Source organism: Nitrospirota bacterium (assembly GCA_016235245.1).
Classification (GTDB): Bacteria; Nitrospirota; Thermodesulfovibrionia; order Thermodesulfovibrionales; family UBA6898; genus UBA6898.
Genome location: JACRLO010000015.1, coordinates 48,052 through 62,940, shown reverse-complemented (window position 1 = coordinate 62,940; position 14,889 = coordinate 48,052). Strand labels below are relative to the sequence as shown.

The window sequence follows — 14,889 nt, the reverse complement described above, 5'->3', positions numbered from 1 at the left end:
ATTACTTTCAGGATGTAGAGCAAAAAGGGAATTGACTTTTCATTATTACTCATGAGATTATTACACCTGAAGTTTCAGAAGTTTTTGTATATGAACCGGAAGCCACAAAGACTTTTAGCTTTGTGGCTTTTTTTATTGGCTGCGCTTCCTGAGACTTTAGTCTATAGGTAAGGAGGGATGAACATGGCTAAGGGAACAGTGAAGTGGTTCAACGAGTCAAAAGGCTTCGGCTTCATCACCAGTGAAGACGGCACTGATGTTTTTGTGCACTACTCATCCATCGCCGGCAATGGCTTCAAGTCACTTGCCGAAGGTGATTCAGTGAGCTTTGAAACCGAGAAGGGCCCGAAAGGCCTCAAGGCTGTCAACGTAGAGAAAGCCTGATTATTGAAAAGAAGAAGCTCCTGCAAAATAGGGAGCTTCTTCTTTTTCATCTGCCCTGATTTACTCACTTATTCCGCATCTGCTAAGATACGTCCTGTCTGCGCTGCTGACATACAATTTTATCCATGTGAGGTGTCTCTATGTCTGAATTCAAGGATGTAACAATCGTAAAAAAAGCGAACATTTATTTTAATGGCGGCGTAACGAGCAGGACAGTCATATTCCAGAATGGCGAGAAGAAGACCCTTGGCGTTATGCTGCCCGGCGAGTATGAGTTCAATACGGGAGACAGAGAGATCATGGAGATCCTTTCAGGCGAACTTGACCTGCTCTTACCCAACCAGAATTCATGGCAGACGATCAGGGGAGGAGAATCCTTCGAGGTCCCTGCAAATTCGAAATTCACCATGAAAGTGAAGACCGTCAGCGACTATTGCTGCTCTTTTATCAAGGCATAACAGTCGTCGCTGCAAGCACCATGCATGCAGGCTGAATAGTGAGCATACCATGCTTTGACATCATATTCCCCATTAACCTGGGGCCTCTCACATACCGCTGCCCTGAAAGCCTGGAACTTCTGGCTAAGCCGGGCATGATCGTTTCCGCACCGCTCAAGAAGAGTATGGCAAAGGGTCTCATTTATAGAATAAATACCATTCCTCCTGCCGGACGTCTTAAGGATATCACAGAGATCCACGGCAGCACGCCGGTCTACAGCGCTGCCGCGCTCAAACTGATTGCATGGATGTCAGAATACTTCCTTGCTCCTGAGGGCCTAGTCCTGAAACAGTCATTCCCAAGGGAAATCTTCAAAAAAACAAAGCGCAGGAATACCGATGAGCCGACTTCCGCTGAAATGGCGCCGTTGATCGACCTTCCGGAGGGTGACCTGTCTGAACTTCAGGCTGCTGTCGGCCAAAAGCATTACCAGACATCGCTCCTGTTTACCCCTACGGTTATCCATGAATACTCTGCCGCAGCATCCATGCTCCGGTCGCGCAGCAGTGTTATTGTCCTCTTCCCGGAGATCTCCCAGGCAGAGCTGTTCTACCAGGCAATCAGGGCCGAATACGGAGAAAGGGCCTGCATTCTTCACAGCGACATGGCAGCCGGCAGGCGTTCAGAGAGCATCGACAGCATTATAACCGGGAAACATGACATTATTATCGGCACCCGAATGGCACTCTTCGCCCCCGTGAAAGAACTGTCGCTTATCATGGTGATCGATGAACATTCGTCTTCGCATAAGTCTGAGGAAGGGATCAGGCTCAATGTCCGGGACACCGCAGTCATGAGGGGTTACCTGGAAGGGGTTCCCGTACTACTCATGTCACCGTCGCCGTCAATGGATTCATGGTTCAACGCTCAATCCGGCAAATATAATCTCATCAGGCTGAAGACAACAGCACCGACGCCGGCGATAAGGCTCGCCGACCTGCGGTTCGGAAAAAAACGCCGCGCTTATCTCTCCGATACGGTAATCGACAGGGCTCGCCGGGTTCTGCAGAAGAATGGACGGATACTCTTCATCATCAACAGAAGGGGTCATTCAACATTTCTTCACTGCGCAGACTGTAACAATACGGCATCATGCCCTGACTGCGGCATTCCCCTGGTGCTTCATAAAGACAGGAACCTCCTTGCATGTCACTACTGCGCCAAATCTCTTTCTGTTCCTGATGTATGCTCCAAATGCAGCAGTCCCAATATTGAACAGCTTGGGGCCGGGACACAGAGGATCGAAGAAGATCTCAGGGATCTTTTCAATATCGATCCCCTGCGCTTTGACAGTGACAGTGCGGGCAAAAAAACAGAAATAGAGGGTCTTTTGAAAAACATCGCCACTGATGATGCCCGGATCATTGTAGGCACAAAGATGCTGACAAAACGCCTCAACCCCAATAATAGTTTTTCTCTGGCTGCGCTTCTCAATGTTGACAACAGTCTCAATATTCCGGATTTTCGGGCACGTGAAAAGACATATCAGGAGATAGTCGCAGTTCGTGATCTTGTGTCAGCAAAAGGCGAGGTCATCGTCCAGACGCGCTTTCCCCAGGACCCGATGTTCCGGCATCTGCGAGACAATAATTATGAGGCGTTCGTTACAGAAGAACTTGCGATGAGGGCGGCGCTGCAGTTTCCGCCCTATTCAAAGATGCTAAACATCCTGGTCTATGGAAATGCAGAGCTTGCAGACAAGATCATGAAGATCATCAGAGAATCAAAAGAACCGGTTGAGATCCTCGGACCGACGGAGAAAAAGACAAGAAAAGGGATCGAGCACTCGTTCCTGCTCAAACACGCTGAAAGAAAGGTCCTGCATGCTGCAGCACGAGCGGTGGTATCACGATTCAAAAATACAAGAGACATCGAAATCAGGATCGACGCTGCCCCTTACTGACCCGCCTTTTCTGATGGGTGGGGATCATTGAAACGCTTCTTCCTCAGGCTGCGTTAATGCAATTATGCACGTTGCGCGGAAGGGGAGTCATCCTGGCTCCCGGGCTCCTTAAAAAACTGAGGGAACTCCTTTCTTGCGCATTCGCTGCAGATACCGTGACTGAATTGGGCATCCGTGCGTTTGCTGATATAGAGTTCCATCTGCGTCCATGCACCCTTGTCGTCCCTGATCTTCTTGCAATACGAACATATAGGCAGAATGCCTTGCAACGTTCTGATCTCGGCAAGTGCCTTTTGGAGCTCGTCAATCAGCGTTTCTCTCTCCTTCTCTATCTGCTTTCTCTCACTGATATCGCGAAAGGCCGTAATTGATGCAACAACCATTCCTTCTTCCATCAGGGGAGCTGAAATAATCGAGACAGGGAATGACGCTCCGTCTTTCCGAATAAAGATTTCATCGCTCGATATGAACCGCCTGCCTGTGCTGATGACTTTATGTATTGGACATTCCTTAAACGACAGAGGAGTCCCGTCCGAACTGCAGTTATGCACAACGTCATGGATATTTCTGTCGCAAAGTTCCTGCATGGTCCAGCCAAGCAGTTTCTCTGCCTCTGGATTCATGTAGGTAACATACCCTTCATTATCCAGAGAGTAGAGCCCTTCGCCCAAAGAAGATGCTATATCCTGAATCTTCTTCTCGCTCTTCATCAGCATACGCGTGGTCATAACATTTCGGACGGCTATGGCCGCCTGATTGGCGATATGTTGAAACATGTCGATTTCCCTCTGCGAGAATTCCCTGAGTCTCTTTGTATGTCCGATAAGTACGCCTATGATATCATCCTTTACCATCATCGGCACTGCAACCGCCGACCGGATACCCAGCTCAATGACAAGGGACGGCACCTCAAATCTGGTTTCCTGCTGGAAGTCATGCACTGTCCCGAACTGTTTCGTCCTAACTACATAGGTGGATAGCCCTTGCCCTTCCACCAGACTGAAATTCCCAATTATCGTTTCCGGAAATCCGAGACAGTCTGCAACAGTCAATACGGTCTTATCGTCTGAAAGAAGCATTAAAGATGAAAAATCAAAGGCAAGAAGCTCTTTCGCTGCAGATACAAATATTCGGTATAATCCTCTGATATCGGAAGTCAGTGTAACCTCACGGGAGATGAAAAGCAGTTTTTCGAGGTCTTTCGAGTGTTTCCTTCCAAGCTCTTCAGCCTTCTTAAGTTCGGTTATGTCACGCGCGGAATGGACTGATCCGTATAACGTCCCGTCATTACTGCAGATGGGGGAGACCGTAACATGAAAGCAACCCCCAAGTCTTGACTCGGTGATCTCTTCGGCATGAAACTTCCCATCTGATATCAATTTCACATGGGGACAAGATGCCGGTGGCTGCTTAGTGCCATGCACAGCTTCATAGCATGTCAACCCCTCTGCCTCCTTTACCGATACGCCCAGTCTGTCTGCAGTTGACTTGTTGGCCTTAATTATTTTGAAGTTTGTGTCAAGGATCATAATCGGATCCGTTATTGCATCGAAGGTGCGCTCCCATTCTTCTTTCGCATTCCTGATTGCCTCTTCTTTGACTTTTTCCTGTTCACGTATTTTTGTCGTCTGCCCTATGAGCTGTTTTGCACCGGTTCCTATCAGAACAAGGCCGATCAGCCAGAGAAAACCATAGGTTGCAAGACGTGAACGAAAGACTGCCATATCGACCTTCAGATAAGGCTCCATCGGCAATGAGATGCTGATGCCGCCCCTGACATCCCCTTCTTTGTATCCCTGAACGGCATGGCATTTAAGACAGGCTTTCTCTGTCTTAAGCGGCCGCATATACCGTAAATATTTCCGGCCATTTATCAGTTCTTCAGAGGAATGCTCTGTTGTCCCGCGCTCAAAATCCTGAAGAGCAGCCTTTTCCCACGAGTCAGCCTCATTTTCAGGCCGGATAGGGTTAAGGCTCGTAATATGGCCGAGAACACCGTTTTCCCTTGCGGCAATTTCATGCGCCTGTCTCGTCATATATGCCGGGTTCATAAGAGTCAGTTTCTTTCCCGTAGTGGTGGTGAGATCGCGCTCAGGAATGTTGGCAAGGTGGGGGTTAGGAGGGGTATTTTGCGTGACCGGCACATAAACTCCGCCATGTGACGTATTCCATCGTCTGTATATAAGGTCTTTCTCGAAAGCAGACGCTGCCTCACCTTTTGCCAGTTCCTGCATCTGCCGCTTATGGTTGACTTGATCACTGTACAGTAATCCAGACATAATAAGTGACCAGATTACAGCTGCCCCCCATGCATAGCTAGCGATTAATTTGCCCTGTTTTGACATAGCGATATACTCAAAGTATAGCAGTTTTTAATAACGCTGATACTGATACAGATCATACATATGACCACAAAAGAGATAATTTGTCATTGATCAGAAAAGACTACCAGGCAAAAAGGCATCTGGAGGTAAAACGGAATACCAGGTGATAGAAGCGGGTACCGCAAAGGCAACTACATATGCAGACTACGGAGTATTATCGTCCCTCAGAGCCTTATAGATCTTCCTTACCTGAACCAAAGTTTGCCGCCTCGTTCCATTGTTATCAATTACATAATCAGCAAGACGCTTCTTCTGGCGTATGTCCAACTGGGCATGCAGTCTTGCCAGAGCAGCCTTACGGGAAACGCCTTTTTCCTTAAGCCGGGCAAGGGAAGTCTTCTGGTTTGTGTACACAGTGATGGTCCTGTTGAACCGTTTTTGAAAACCGGACTCAAAAAGCAGGGGTACTTCTACGATCACCAGACAATTATCCCCCCTGAGCTTCTTTATTGAGGCTTCCATCGCCTTAAAGACCAGCGGGTGCAGCAATGCCTCGATTCTTCTTCGTGCTGTATTACTCTGAAAAATAATATCAGCAACAACACTCTTATTAAGCTTGTGGTCAAGGTTCAGAACCTCGGGGCCAAGCAGCATGCTGATCTTGTCAATGACCGCCTTTCTTTGGAGAAGGTCTGCGACAATCGCATCACAGTCAAGCGTATAGGCACCGCATTCCCTGAACAGTGACGCCACTGAGCTCTTCCCCATGCCGAAATTTCCCGTAAGTGCCACGACAAACATGATTCATTATACCCAAACAATCAACGAGGGTGTGCCGATTCGTTGACCCCAGCACAATTATTCAGTTATATTATATAGTTAGCTTAGCATTGGAGGTATTGGAGTATGCCGATTTATGAGTACAAATGCGAGAAGTGCGGAATAGAACATGAGGTCATGCAGAAAATCACTGCAAAGCCTCTGACTGTCTGTGAGAAATGCGGCGGCAGGCTGAAGAAGTTGATTTCGAGCACTTCGTTTGTCCTGAAAGGCTCAGGCTGGTACGTGACTGACTATGCTGACAAGAACCGCAAGAGCAGCGCAAATGAAGTCGCAGATAAGAAGGAAAAAGCAGACAGCACCGCACAGAAAGAGACAAAGAAAGAAAAGACCGACAGTACAACAGGGAAAGAGACAAAGAAGGAAAAAACGGAAAACGCTGCAGGGACAGAGACAAAGAAAGAGTCAAAATCTGAGCCTAAGACAGCACAGAAGTCCAAAGAGTGATCTCTCCTCACGTTCACGTCCCTTTCAACAGACTGACCGAGCATCTTGATCTTATCAGGGAAAAATCGCTGAATCTAGAGCTATACTTTACCGGTGATGTACTTGATTCCATAACCCTGGGCGATGTCCGGAAGGCAAAAAAACTTCTTGACCACAACCCATCGCTGTCGTTTCATGCACCTTTCATGGACCTTTCGCCAGGCGCAGTTGATTCTCTCGTCAGGAAATCCACCATGACGAGACTTAATCATATACTCGATGTCGCAGAGATATTGCGACCAAAAGCGGTCGTCTGCCATTCAGGATATGAGAAATGGCGGTATGCTCTGAAGCAGGACTGGTGGCTCGAAATGAGCCTTCTTACCTGGCAGCCGCTCAACAAAAGAGCCCTTGATATCGGCGTTGCGCTGGCAATTGAGAACATTTTCGAGGACGAGCCGTCAAACCTGAAGATGCTTATGGAGCATATGAACGCTGAGAACTTCGGCATCTGTTTCGATACCGGCCATTGCAATCTCTTCTCAAAGGTCAGGCTTGAAGACTGGTTGGCGGCATTGAACCCGCATATCATCGAACTTCATCTTCATGACAATGACAAGTCATCAGACCAGCACCTTCCGGTTGGCGAGGGGACATTTGATTTCGGCAAGTTCTTCCATCTGCTGAAAAACAGGGACTGTATATATACCATTGAAGCACATTCACCGGATAAGGTGATGCGATCAATGGAAAATATCGCCCGATTTACAGGAACCGCAGCTGGTTCCTTATAGAAAATGCCCGCAGCGCAGGAGTCCCATCGCCCTTGTATTGTATGAGCACCTTGTGCGATTCACCCATACCCTGAGGAAGAAAGAGTGTTTTGATGCGGCTCAATTCAATAAGATAATCAGCTGAAGTCTCGGCGAGTTTTGCAATCTCCTGATCGATACCCATGGCAAGAAAAAACGCACCCTGACTGCAGTAGCCCAGGGGCTTCAATCCTGCCTCTTCCCCCCAGCGCCTGACTGATGAGAAGTTCACGTGGCTGGTCATATCCTGGTCGCCGATATGTATATAGGGGTCTTCGCTAACCTCATGGTTGTGATAGCAAAGAAGCGTACCCCTGTTCCTGTCATCGCTATAATATTCTTCTGCCGGATGGCCGTAGTCAATCGTAAAGACAAACCCTTTTTCCAAAACAGCGCTGATATCCTGCAGCCAGCCGCGGATGCGCAGATTCACTTCCGTGGTATATCCGGTCTCGATCGCGATCCCGGTATCACTGAAATAGTTGTCGATATCATCTGTCGAGAGCTCTCCGGTCTGCTCATGAAAACTGGTGCCGTCATGGCTGAGATAGACCTCTTTGAGCCGGCCCTCCATCCTCAGGAGATGAACAGGGAAAGCGTCAAGGAGCTCGTTCGAAAATATGCAGCCCCTGATCGTCCCCGCTTCCCTGACAGCTGAAATCCACGCAATCTTTTCCTTATATATACTCAGCAGCTCCTGCTGACGTTTACGCTGAAGTTCGTTTCTCTCCACAATAACATACCGCAGCGTTTGGAAAAAACCGCCCCCGGTTCCCTGTTCCTCACTCCCCAAACGTGCCAGATAATCGAGCATATCCTTGCAGACATATCCTTCTCCTGCGCCCATCTCAATAATTGTAAACCCCTCGGGAGAACCGATACATTCCCACATCTCCCTGATCTGTTTGCCGATCATTGCACCGAATACGGGGTGAAGATGGGAGCTGGTGTAGAAATCCCCTTCTCTGCCAATCCGCTGCCCCCGGGAAACATAATAGCCGAATTCAGGGTCATAGAGGGCCATAGCCATGAAAGACTCAAAGGTAATGGGCCCTTCTCTCCTTATCCGTTCCGCAATCTTCTGTTCAAGGGGATTCATTGTATCTGTTCGGGGTTATTTGTCGGGGATACGCGTGTATTCAATCAGCCTAGGAAACTTCGAGCATCCTGTCGAGCGCCTTTTTTGCCCTGATACGAATCTCTTCCGGCACTTTAACGACATACGTTTCATTCTGGAAGGCCCGCAGAACACTCTGGAGTGTGGTTTTCTTCATGTTCGGACATATCATGTCCTTCCTGAGTGCATAAAAGGTCTTGTCGGGATTTTCTTTTCTAAGCCTGAACATGAGGCCGATCTCGGTGCCCACAACAAACACTTTTGCCGAAGAGGTATGAGCAAACCTGATCATGCCCGATGTGCTGGTAACATGATCGGCGATCTCAAGCACCCCGATAGGGCACTCAGGATGCGCCATGATAACTGCCTGCGGGTGCTGTGACCGTGCCTCCTGGATATCCCTTACCGTAACACGCTCATGCACATTGCAGTAACCGTCCCACGCAATGACCTTTTTATTCGAGTTCCGTGCCGCCCACATCGAAAGATTCTTGTCCGGAACACAGATAACGGTATCACCCGGCAGAGAGTCAATGACCTTCACGACATTGGCTGACGTGCAGCAGATATCGCTTTCTGCCTTGACCTCAGCAGTAGTATTCACATAAGCGACAACCGGAACGCCGGGATTCGCCTTCTTCATCTCTTTCAGCGTAAACTCAGGGGGATAGACATACGCAGGAGGATTATCAAAACCGGGGAAGCTCTTCCTCACAGGCCGCGGCGCATCGACGCTGATCATATCTGCCATAGGACAGCCGGCATCAATCTCGGGTAAGAGAACGGTCTTGTCAGGCGAAAGTATCGAAGCGCTCTCGGCCATGAAATGGACGCCGCAAAATACGATCATTTCGCATTCCTGTGTTGCCGCGATACGGGAAAGTTCAAGGGAGTCACCGACAAAATCAGCGACCTCCTGAACCTCGTCCCGCTGATAGTTATGGGCCAGAATTATTGCGCGCTTTTCCTGCTTGAACCTCAGAATCTGATCCCGAAGGGCGGAGAGATCTGGCGTCATTTACATCCTGGTCTTATTATTCTTTTCGAGTGTAGCGTTTGTGAAGAGGACCGTGCCATCTTCAAGAACCACTTTGTAAATAGGGGCTATTTTCTCGCGGGGAGCAACGCTCGCATCGGCAAACGTATAACTCTTTCTGCCATTGTACAGATTAAATATCCTTTTCACATATTGACGGGTCTCATCGATTGGAGGCACATTCCCATATTTTTCAACCGTGCCGGGACCGGAATTATACGCAGCAAGCGCAAGAGTCATATTCCCATTGAAGCGCTCAAGGAGATATTTCAGGTATCTGGTTCCCCCTTCGATATTCTCCTCAGGGTCAAAAGGATTGGAAACGTTCATATCTCTTGCGGTCGACGGCATGAGCTGCATAAGCCCTTTTGCACCTTTCCGGGAAATAGCCCTATGGTTGCCGTTGGACTCTGTCTTTATCACGGCCTTGATCAGTTCAGGCTCAAGCGCATATTTTGAGGCAGCCTTGTGGATATACTGCGAATAATCCCTGGGGAATGCAATAGCAGCTGCCGGCTGCTCTGCCTTCGCCGCTTTTTTGTCACTTGTCCTGTCGCTGCTGACCTGCTGAGGCTTTTTCCCGTACGGCGCATCCGTGAAGCAGACAACGCCGTTTTCATCTACGTATTTGTAGATATCAGCGGAAACCGTTGCTACAGCAAAAAAAAGACAACAGACAACCATTACTATTTTACGCATAGATACATGTTAGCACGGATACTATAGCGAGTCAATATTTCGGCCCTATTGTATGCTTTATCAGTGGGTTACGGGAAATTGTATTATATTCACTTTAACTGTTTTGCGCATCGTAATCGGAAAAATCGCAGCGTTTTCATGCTAAAATTACGACATGAAACATAAGATTCTTATCGTAGACAATCTGGAGGAAATGCACGAACGAGGAAAGACTGTCCTCAACAGGGTGAGTTTTCAGATATTTACCGCATCGACAGGTCACGAGGCTCTGTCGCTGCATAAGGCGCATCAGGTAGACCTCATGGTCATATCTCTTGACCTCCCTGACATGGGCGGAGATAAACTCTGCTCCCTGATACGGAAAGACCCGGACCTCCGGCAGGTATCGATCATTATGACCTGTAGCAACAATCCTGACTGCGTAGCGCGCGCCACGCACTGCGGCGCAAATGCCCATATCACAAAACCATTTCATTCCGGCCAGCTGACAGAACAGGTTACTAAATTCCTGGCTATTCCGCTAAGACAAGGCTGCCGGGTTCTCATCAGCATATCGATCAAAGGCAGTCTGGACCATGAACCATTCTTCTGCTCTTCCCATGATATCAGTTCCACGGGAATCATGATCGAGACAGACAAGAGGCTTGAAAAGGGCAATCTGTTGTCCTGTTCCTTTTTCCTTCCCGGCGTTGGAAAAATCGTAACGGACGCTGAGGTCATGCGGACAGACCATAGTGCCGATACATTGCGCTACGGCGTTCGTTTCCGCTATCTAGATCCCGAATACAAAAACGGCATTGATACCTTTATTGCCAATCGGACAGAACAACTAGCCTGATATGACTTCAGATGAGGAGATCTTCGAAGTTCTTGATACGAACGACCGGGTAATTGGTCTTGCAACGCGCTCAGAAGTGCATCGCGATCCCTCCCTTATTCACCGCGTAGTCCATGTTATGGTCTTTAACAGGCAGGGAGACCTGCTGCTTCAAAAACGCTCGATGAACAAGGATATCGCTCCAGGCAGATGGGATACGTCGGTCGGAGGACATGTCAATCCCGGTGAGGAGATCCATGCTGCCGCAGTGCGCGAAATGAGGGAAGAACTTGGCATCGTGCCGCACGATCTACAGTTCCTCTACCGGTATCTCTTCAGGAATCATCGCGAGTCTGAACGGGTAAGCACATTCAGCTGCAGCTGCGATGAAGAAATCCGTTTCAATAGAACCGAAATCGACGAGGTAAGGTTTTGGCAGATAAAAAGGATCAAAGAGCAGTTGGAAAAAGGCATCTTCAGCAGTCACTTTGAGCACGAATTCAGACACTACGTACAGCAGATTGAAATCAGAAATAAAGTCTATCCTATACCCTGAGCATCTCCGGATTCGTATGAGGGATAAAGAGTGCACCCTGCAACACATTCAGAAGGTCCGGGTCCTCACTCATCTCCCGATAGGTTATCAGGGACCGGATCTGTTCAATCGCTTCTATCTTCGAACTGTCAATGAGAATCATGGAAGCACCTTTCAGTGAGGAATTGCCAATAAGCGCAATGTTATCCCTCTGAATATCAGGGAGCATGCCGATATTCACCGCACTTTCGATATTAATGCCGCATCCCAGGGCACCGGAAATATAGATCTTCCCGATATCACCGATCCGCATGCCGACCAGTCTGAGGAACACATACAGAAAAGCGAACAGGGCAGCTTTGGATCGAAGAAAATTCTGAAGCTCGTGCTGGGTAAAAGTCAGCTCCCGCTCCGGCGACTTATACAGCCGATAGGCCGGCACCCCGTCCTTGATAACAACTCCTTTTCCCGCCCTGTTGAACTTGCCGGCCTGATCAATAATTCCTGAGGCGTAGAGTTCGGAAACGAGGTCTATAAGCCCTGATCCGCAAATGCCCTCCGGAACTCCGCCGCCGATAACGGACAGTTTCGGTGTTTGGGAAGCACGATCTATCTCCACACGGTTGATCGTACCACTCTCTGCCTTCTTCCCCATATCAGCCACCCCGCCTTCAAGCGCCGGACCGGCCGCTCCGGCGCCGACCATGATCCAGTCTCTGCAGCCGAGCGTAATCTCCACATTTGTGCCGACGTCCATAAAAAGGACAGGGTCTTCCTGTTCATGGAGTTCCGTATATAGTATGCCGCTTATGATATCACCACCGACATAACTGCCCGCATTGGGAAGGATGTAGACCATTGCATCGGGATGAATCATAATGTTGATTTCACCTGACGAACAAAAAATGGCGCTGCTATTGGCAGGTGTATTGGGCGTAATGGGGATGTTCCTCACGTCAAGTCCGAGAAAGAAATGGGACATAATGGTGTTTCCGGCAACGGTCATTGCATAAACATCTCTTCTCTGAATGCCCTGCTTCGTACAAATGTCCAGAATAAGGCTGTTTACGCCGTCTCTCAATAATGCAGTCAGGTCTGCGCCTTTCCCTGTCATTGCCATCTGAACACGGGTCAGCACATCTGCTCCAAAACCTATCTGAGGGTTCTCTCTTTCTGATACATCAATCCTTTTTTGCGTGTCCAGCTCAAAGAGTGCACATTCCAGCGTAGTGGTTCCAAGATCAAGCGCAATGCCGTATATTTTCCCCGGGTTAATATCAATTACCCTGTACCCGTAACCGTCGCGTCCCATTACTACCGTCACGGAAAAATCGTTTTCCCTTAGTTTTTCAGGAAGTCTTCGGAGAACAGGAAGAGGGATAGATACAGGGGAGAGTCCCAATCTAGCAAGCGCCTCTATCAGCCGCTCGGCATCGGCAGCCTTATCTTCAGGTGAGGGACGCTGAAGCTCAAGGGCAAGGGCAAACGCAAGCGGCCTAAGACTCATACATTATTGTTCCCATATCCGAGACGTCATATCCCCCGAGCTTTTCGACCGACACCCTGAATGCCGTATCGTTTCTGATAATATCGAGCATCGCAGTTATCTGCTCCATCGGGACAAAGTCCTTTGGAATAGCCAGATCGTATCGCTCCTTTGCAACGGGTATGAAATCCAGCCCCAGCGCATTGGCAGCAGCCAGTATGCCCATGCCGGTGTCAGCAATGCCGGTAAGGACTGCAGATGCGACTCCCATATGCGTATATTCCTCACGGTCATACCCCTTTATCAGCCCCGGAGAAATTCCCTTTTCTTTCAGATGCTTGTCTGTCAGAAGTCGGGTGCCGGACCCTCCCTGCCGGTTGATAAAACAGACATCGTCCCGCAAGAGGTCGCCAAAATCTCTGATATTCTTAGGATTGCCCCTTATTACCATGAAGCCCTGCTCCCTGTACACAAGATTGATAAGGAGCATTTTATTGTCCTTCAGATACTTCTGCAAAAAAGAAACATTATATTGCCCCGTTGTCTCATCAAGCATGTGCGTACCGGCAATATGGGCCTCCCCTTTCTTCAGCGCTATAAGACCTCCCATGGAGCCCACATGAGCGGACGAAAGTGAAAATTTGGGATACGCCTTCCTAAGCTGATTTGAAAGCAGATCAAGGGCATTGTCGTGACTGCCGATGCATACGATGGTATTGTCGATCTCATCCTTTCCCCGCAGCATCTCGACGACTACTTCAGTCCCTGCGCCGCATCCTTCAGACATGGCAGGAATCCTCACAAAGCCGTCAGCCCGAACCAGAGACATCAGAATACCCGCACCCCTGCTTACCGGTGTTGCAATGAGGTTCTCACCTACCCGGCCGAGCTTTACCCTGAGGAATTCTTCCTGGCCGAGCGAAGAGGAGACCTGCCGCGACAGCTTTGCCTTCATCACCTCGATTGTCGGTACGTCTATACCCTGCAAGGCATGGATGACTATTTTGCCGAACAGATTGAATGTCAGATATGCGGCAACCGGATATCCAGGCAGGCCGATTACGGGTTTGCCCATAACCCAGCCCAGGATAACAGGCTTGCCCGGTTTTATGTTGACACCATGCAGAAGAACCGTGCCAAGTGATGAGATGGCACGTGCGGTAAAATCCTCTGAGCCAGCAGAGGAACCGGCATTAATCACAATAACGTCATAGAGCTCACAGGCTTTTCTGAGCGTTTCCGTTATCTGGTCAATATCATCAGCAACCGGACCGAACCGAATCGGTTTACCTCCCCACTCCTCGACCAGCGATGACAGTATGCGGGAATTAAATTCAATAATATTACCCTTTTTAAGAGGCTCACCCGGCTCAACAAGCTCTGACCCTGTCGGAATAACAGCTACCTTCGGCCTTCTTCGGACCTTGACCTCCGTATGGCCACCCGACAGCATTGCGCCGATGTCAATAGGTCGAATCCGGTGGCCGTCGGTGAGGATAAGTTCGGTAATTACGATGTCTTCGCCAATCACCCTGACATGCTGCCAGGGGGTTGTCGGACTGATGACCTCGATCGAATCCCGACCGTCCTTCATAATACGGTTCACTTCTTCGATCATGATGACAGCATTGAAACCCTCGGGAATCGGGTCTCCGGTATCGACATACCTTGCATCGTCCGGTATAAAAAGGCTTTTCGGTTCAGTTTCGGACGCTCCAAACGTATCGCTGAATCTTACGGCAAATCCGTCCATTGCAGAAGAATGATAAAAAGGGGAAGAAACCAGGGCAAAAACAGCCTCGGCAGTCAGCCGTCCGAGAGCTTCGTGAACAGGGACTGTTTCGTCAGGCAGCGGTCCTGCACTATGGTCAGACAGTGTATCCTGCCAAATCTGCAGAGCCTTTTCAAGCGGCGTATTTTCGATATATATTCCTTTTTTCACAAGCCTCTTCCTCCCTGACGAGCCGTATATCGCATCTGAATTTACGTATTAAACACAGGCGGGGTTAAAA

The 14,889-nt window shown here is 49.0% G+C and carries 14 protein-coding genes; 7 read left to right on the top strand and 7 right to left on the bottom strand.

Features of this window, described 5'->3' with window-relative positions; all coding sequences use genetic code 11:
* Window positions 1-183: 183 nt before the first annotated feature.
* The 3 genes from HZB31_07895 (at window position 184) to priA (ending at window position 2,785) form a co-directional block, all read left to right on the top strand.
* The gene (locus tag HZB31_07895) at window positions 184-384 is read left to right on the top strand and encodes a cold-shock protein (GenBank protein ID MBI5847854.1); all 201 of its coding nucleotides are present in this window, start codon (window positions 184-186) and stop codon (window positions 382-384) included.
* 140 nt (window positions 385-524) lie between these two features.
* Window positions 525-842 (top strand): pyrimidine/purine nucleoside phosphorylase, encoded by a 318-nt coding sequence (locus HZB31_07890; GenBank protein MBI5847853.1) that lies wholly within the window; start codon window positions 525-527, stop codon window positions 840-842.
* Window positions 843-880: 38 nt separating this feature from the next.
* Complete coding sequence (gene priA, locus HZB31_07885; protein ID MBI5847852.1) at window positions 881-2,785, top strand: primosomal protein N'; 1,905 nt, start codon at window positions 881-883, stop codon at window positions 2,783-2,785.
* 62 nt (window positions 2,786-2,847) lie between these two features.
* Here priA and HZB31_07880 read toward each other — a convergent pair whose 3' ends face one another.
* Together HZB31_07880 and HZB31_07875 are read right to left on the bottom strand one after the other, a co-directional pair.
* Entirely contained in the window at window positions 2,848-5,064 is a 2,217-nt protein-coding gene (locus HZB31_07880) for a DUF3365 domain-containing protein (protein MBI5847851.1), read from the bottom strand.
* Window positions 5,065-5,313: 249 nt separating this feature from the next.
* A complete protein-coding gene (locus HZB31_07875; protein ID MBI5847850.1) occupies window positions 5,314-5,910 on the bottom strand; it encodes a dephospho-CoA kinase in 597 nt (198 codons plus the stop codon).
* A 105-nt stretch (window positions 5,911-6,015) separates the two neighbouring features.
* Between HZB31_07875 and HZB31_07870 the strand changes: the two genes are divergently transcribed.
* Together HZB31_07870 and HZB31_07865 are read left to right on the top strand one after the other, a co-directional pair.
* A complete protein-coding gene (locus HZB31_07870) occupies window positions 6,016-6,396 on the top strand; it encodes a zinc ribbon domain-containing protein (protein ID MBI5847849.1) in 381 nt (126 codons plus the stop codon).
* The gene (locus HZB31_07865; protein MBI5847848.1) at window positions 6,393-7,169 is read left to right on the top strand and encodes a sugar phosphate isomerase/epimerase; all 777 of its coding nucleotides are present in this window, start codon (window positions 6,393-6,395) and stop codon (window positions 7,167-7,169) included. The genes HZB31_07870 and HZB31_07865 overlap by 4 nt, the downstream gene beginning before the upstream one ends.
* On the opposite strand, the gene HZB31_07860 is transcribed toward HZB31_07865, so the two are convergent.
* From HZB31_07860 to HZB31_07850, 3 genes are read right to left on the bottom strand one after another with little or no spacing between them, the layout of a single operon-like run.
* Window positions 7,141-8,286, bottom strand: a complete 1,146-nt coding sequence (locus HZB31_07860) for an SAM-dependent methyltransferase (GenBank protein ID MBI5847847.1) — start codon at window positions 8,284-8,286, stop codon at window positions 7,141-7,143. The genes HZB31_07865 and HZB31_07860 overlap by 29 nt on opposite strands.
* 49 nt (window positions 8,287-8,335) lie before the next feature.
* Entirely contained in the window at window positions 8,336-9,322 is a 987-nt protein-coding gene (nadA, locus tag HZB31_07855) for a quinolinate synthase (GenBank protein ID MBI5847846.1), read from the bottom strand.
* Complete coding sequence (locus HZB31_07850; GenBank protein ID MBI5847845.1) at window positions 9,323-9,976, bottom strand: lytic transglycosylase domain-containing protein; 654 nt, start codon at window positions 9,974-9,976, stop codon at window positions 9,323-9,325.
* 217 nt (window positions 9,977-10,193) lie between these two features.
* Between HZB31_07850 and HZB31_07845 the strand changes: the two genes are divergently transcribed.
* Entirely contained in the window at window positions 10,194-10,877 is a 684-nt protein-coding gene (locus HZB31_07845; GenBank protein MBI5847844.1) for a response regulator, read from the top strand.
* 1 nt (window position 10,878) lies between these two features.
* A complete protein-coding gene (locus HZB31_07840; GenBank protein ID MBI5847843.1) occupies window positions 10,879-11,412 on the top strand; it encodes an NUDIX domain-containing protein in 534 nt (177 codons plus the stop codon).
* On the opposite strand, the gene HZB31_07835 is transcribed toward HZB31_07840, so the two are convergent.
* Both HZB31_07835 and HZB31_07830 read right to left on the bottom strand, forming a co-directional pair.
* Complete coding sequence (locus HZB31_07835) at window positions 11,402-12,898, bottom strand: DUF4445 domain-containing protein (GenBank protein MBI5847842.1); 1,497 nt, start codon at window positions 12,896-12,898, stop codon at window positions 11,402-11,404. The two genes, HZB31_07840 and HZB31_07835, sit on opposite strands and share 11 nt — an antisense overlap.
* Window positions 12,888-14,819: a molybdopterin biosynthesis protein gene (locus HZB31_07830; GenBank protein ID MBI5847841.1), complete on the bottom strand. Its 1,932-nt coding sequence runs from the start codon at window positions 14,817-14,819 to the stop codon at window positions 12,888-12,890. The genes HZB31_07835 and HZB31_07830 overlap by 11 nt, the downstream gene beginning before the upstream one ends.
* Window positions 14,820-14,889: the final 70 nt, after the last annotated feature.

What these genes read in the sequence shown, in the direction of transcription:
- HZB31_07895 (MBI5847854.1), top strand. Translation starts at nt 184, where the DNA reads ATGGCTAAGGGAACAGTGAAGTGGTTCAACGAGTCAAAAGGCTTCGGC.
- HZB31_07890 (MBI5847853.1), top strand. Translation starts at nt 525, where the DNA reads ATGTCTGAATTCAAGGATGTAACAATCGTAAAAAAAGCGAACATTTAT.
- HZB31_07880 (MBI5847851.1), bottom strand. Translation starts at nt 5,064, where the DNA reads ATGTCTGGATTACTGTACAGTGATCAAGTCAACCATAAGCGGCAGATG.
- HZB31_07875 (MBI5847850.1), bottom strand. Translation starts at nt 5,910, where the DNA reads ATGTTTGTCGTGGCACTTACGGGAAATTTCGGCATGGGGAAGAGCTCA.
- HZB31_07870 (MBI5847849.1), top strand. Translation starts at nt 6,016, where the DNA reads ATGCCGATTTATGAGTACAAATGCGAGAAGTGCGGAATAGAACATGAG.
- HZB31_07860 (MBI5847847.1), bottom strand. Translation starts at nt 8,286, where the DNA reads ATGAATCCCCTTGAACAGAAGATTGCGGAACGGATAAGGAGAGAAGGG.
- nadA (MBI5847846.1), bottom strand. Translation starts at nt 9,322, where the DNA reads ATGACGCCAGATCTCTCCGCCCTTCGGGATCAGATTCTGAGGTTCAAG.
- HZB31_07845 (MBI5847844.1), top strand. Translation starts at nt 10,194, where the DNA reads ATGAAACATAAGATTCTTATCGTAGACAATCTGGAGGAAATGCACGAA.
- HZB31_07840 (MBI5847843.1), top strand. Translation starts at nt 10,879, where the DNA reads ATGACTTCAGATGAGGAGATCTTCGAAGTTCTTGATACGAACGACCGG.
- HZB31_07835 (MBI5847842.1), bottom strand. Translation starts at nt 12,898, where the DNA reads ATGAGTCTTAGGCCGCTTGCGTTTGCCCTTGCCCTTGAGCTTCAGCGT.